The sequence below is a fragment of the Bacillus sp. S4 genome (genome assembly GCF_040838205.1).
GTDB lineage: Bacteria > Bacillota > Bacilli > Bacillales > Bacillaceae_G > Bacillus_A > Bacillus_A cereus_U.
Genome location: NZ_JBFPJI010000337.1, coordinates 1 through 3,362, shown reverse-complemented (window position 1 = coordinate 3,362; position 3,362 = coordinate 1). Strand labels below are relative to the sequence as shown.

The window sequence follows — 3,362 nt, the reverse complement described above, 5'->3', positions numbered from 1 at the left end:
TGATAACATATAGCTATCATTAAAACATGAAAGGATAAAAACAAATGACACAAAAACATGCTAATTTTCTATTAGCTACAGTCTCTATAGGTTGGGGGACATCTTATATTTTTATGAAAATTCTTGCGGATACAGTTTCTCCCTTTACAGTAGTAGCTTTACGATTTGGGATTGCATTTCTGATTATGATTTTAATAGCTAACAATAAATTAATTAATTTTAATATTAAATTATTATATTACAGCGCAATTGTTGGAATATTATTATGCGGGATTTTTATATCACTTATGTATGGAATGAAAACGACATCTGCTTCTTCAGCCGGTTTTTTAACAAGTACAACTGTAATATTAGTGCCTGTTTTACAAACACTAATTACAAGGAAACTACCACGAAAAGAGGTAATATGCGGAGTAATAACTGTTTCTATCGGTTTAGCACTCCTTACTATTAAAGATGATTTTACATTTGCACTGGGATCTCTATTTTGTTTGGTAGCTGCTTTTCTCTATGGCATACACATTATAGTTACAAACTATTTTGTTCAAAAAGTGGATGCACTTCAACTAGGAATTTTCCAACTTGGTTTTGCATTTCTATTTGCCCTCATAGGGAATTTCATATTTGAAACACCTGTACTACCCAACGGAGTAATAGAGTGGTCCGCAATACTTGGTTTAGCAATTATTTGCTCTGCTTATGGTTTTGTGATACAGCCAATTGCTCAAAAATATACTACTCCTGAAAGTACAGGATTTTTATTTTCTCTCGAACCAGTTTTTTCAGCAGTATTTGCCTTTATCTTTCTAAATGAAAACATGGGGGGCCAAGAATATTTAGGTGCTTTGCTCATTCTGTCCGGTGTATTAATTGCAAATACATCATTTAAAAAACAAATTGTATCAAAGGAGATGTAAGAATGAATATTTTAATTATCTACGCTCATCCAGAGCCGAAGTCTTTTAATGGAGCATTAAAGGACCTAGCTGTTTCAGAATTAACTTCTTTAGGCCATCAAGTCAAAGTATCAGATTTATATGCTATGAACTTCAAAGCTGTTGCCGATAGCAACGACTTTATCCAGCAGGAAAATAAAGAGTTCTTAAAATATGCAGTAGAACAAAAACAAGCAACTAAGACAAACAATTTTTCTGCCGATATTCAAGCGGAACAAGAAAAACTTCTTTGGGCAGACTTTGTTATTTTCCAATTCCCATTATGGTGGTATTCTACTCCTGCCATTTTGAAAGGGTGGTTTGATAGAGTATTTGCTTCTGGATTTATTTATTCAAGGGACGAAAGATATGATACAGGTAAACTGAAAGGCAGAAAAGCGATGTTGTCTACTACAACAGGTTCTCCTAAACATGCTTATACGCCATATGGGATGGATGGGGATATGCATGAGAAGATACTTTATCATATTAATCATGGCATGCTTTATTTTTCTGGTTTAGAGCCTGTTGAACCATTTATTGCCTGGACACCATCCCATAATGAAGAAGACCGAAAACGGTACTTAGAGGAATATAAAAAACGTTTACAAAACATTTCTGATATTCCTTCTATTCCGTATCACCCTTCTTCTCATTATGACGAAAATCATCAACTAAAGATGGAGTATAGGTAATACATTAGTAATCACTAAAAATAGTCAATTTCCTTTAAATGAAAAGAAAGTGAATGCTATACAAAACATGGTTATAGAGCATCCAAAATCGCCAGTAAATAAAGGAAATATTATTTGCAAATTAATTGAACACGGGCATATTGCACTCACTAAGCAAAGTTTTACAGAAACTCGGCATGGAAAGAAAACTAAAAAAGAGAAAACGGAGAAACAATATCATCAAATACTTAAAGATAAATTTAATATTTTTTAGAAAAACAACATGAAGAAAGTTAAGCATAAGCTTTTATAGCTCGCTGCTCTCTCGTTTGTAGAATAGTCAGGGGTACTTGTATTTTTCTCTTTTTTCTTAAACATGTTTACTATTTATAAATTAAATGTTAGTTTTACAAAACATACAAAATGTTAAACTTACAGAAGCCATTGATATCATGCGCAAATGCTGATATCAATGGCTTTTGGTATAGATATGTAGTAATCATTCTTTTAAATAATTAAAAGGCATAAGCTCTTAAATTTATCTTTCTTGTCCATCTGTTTGATTGGCTTGGAACTCCATTTTTAGCGCAATACTATCCCCTTGGAACACGTTCTGATCTGTGCCGTTGTCTTCAAATACAAACTTTATCCAAAACCAATCCATTTTCCCAGGTTTTAATCCCCCTGTTTCAGTCCACTTAGAATGAAATACTTTTTTGGAGGCAATCTCTGGGCTTTGTGATTTTAGTTCTGCAAGAGTTGTCTCGTATACAGGGCTTTTTGCAGGATCCCAATCCAAAAGAAATTGTACTTTAATATGTTTACCGAAATCTTCTGTAGTGTTATTTTGTTTTAAATCGTTTACAGTATAGTCTATTTTCATCATGATATCTTTAATATCTAATGTACCACTATTTTTTAAATTGAATTTCTTTAATATTTTGTCCCCAGGTTTTAAATTTTCTAAGTTAAGTGAAGTAGTTGGTTGCATAGCTAAATCCAATGTACCTGCAGCAAATGAATTATTTGTCACCACTTGATCGCTAAAATATGCATATGTTCCCCCACCAATTAAAGATAAGCCAAGAGCGGCTGAAAACACTCCAACACCTAATTTCTTTTTCAATGACATTTTTTGTTCCTCCCATATCATTTTTATAATCTTTCTCCCTAATCAACCGAAAAGGTCCCCTTAATACAGATATAACATGAATTGTGAAAAAATTATATTAAAAGCAGAAAATTCCTTATTGAGAAAATTATGTTATTATCTATCTTCTGTAAATGAAACGTCCCAAAAATAGAAAAGTTGAATTTATAATTATCAAAACCTCTGCCAAAAACAAATTAATATTAACTACCCTTTATGATTAGAATTATTTATTTCTTCAGGAGTATTCTAATACTTCAAAAGGTACGCCTTATGGAATAATCTCTTTATCCCACTTAAAGCACTTCATAAGGTGTCCAACCATAATTTTGAAACACAAAACAATAAATACCACCTTTTGAAGTAATTTTTATCGATTAGGCAGTTTTCCAAAACACAATTAAACAACGTGAATTCCATATTTATAGGGACTCACGTTGCTTCTTTTAAAACTATTATCTTAGTATTTATAAACATACATATCTTTACAGAGAGAGCATCTAGCAAAATTATATATCAATCAATAATATAAAAAGATCCCCTCCACCTGAACTGTACCCTATAAAATGGACAGTTTAATAAAAAAGCCCTGAAAAATCAAGC

3 protein-coding genes and 1 pseudogene are annotated in these 3,362 nt (G+C 32.0%); 3 read left to right on the top strand and 1 reads right to left on the bottom strand.

The window, feature by feature from the left end:
• The first annotated feature begins 44 nt into the window (after positions 1–44).
• From AB3X48_RS19610 to AB3X48_RS19600, 3 genes and pseudogenes are all read left to right on the top strand, one after another.
• Positions 45–917, top strand: a complete 873-nt coding sequence (locus AB3X48_RS19610) for a DMT family transporter (RefSeq protein WP_016103927.1) — start codon at positions 45–47, stop codon at positions 915–917.
• Positions 918–919: 2 nt separating this feature from the next.
• The gene (locus AB3X48_RS19605; RefSeq protein WP_088098762.1) at positions 920–1,630 is read left to right on the top strand and encodes an NAD(P)H-dependent oxidoreductase; all 711 of its coding nucleotides are present in this window, start codon (positions 920–922) and stop codon (positions 1,628–1,630) included.
• A 34-nt stretch (positions 1,631–1,664) separates the two neighbouring features.
• A pseudogene (locus tag AB3X48_RS19600) lies at positions 1,665–1,883 on the top strand (arylamine N-acetyltransferase); the annotation flags it as partial.
• 264 nt (positions 1,884–2,147) lie between these two features.
• Here the strand turns inward: AB3X48_RS19600 and AB3X48_RS19595 are convergent.
• Positions 2,148–2,741: a TasA family protein gene (locus AB3X48_RS19595; protein ID WP_088098761.1), complete on the bottom strand. Its 594-nt coding sequence runs from the start codon at positions 2,739–2,741 to the stop codon at positions 2,148–2,150.
• Between the last annotated feature and the right edge of the window lie 621 nt (positions 2,742–3,362).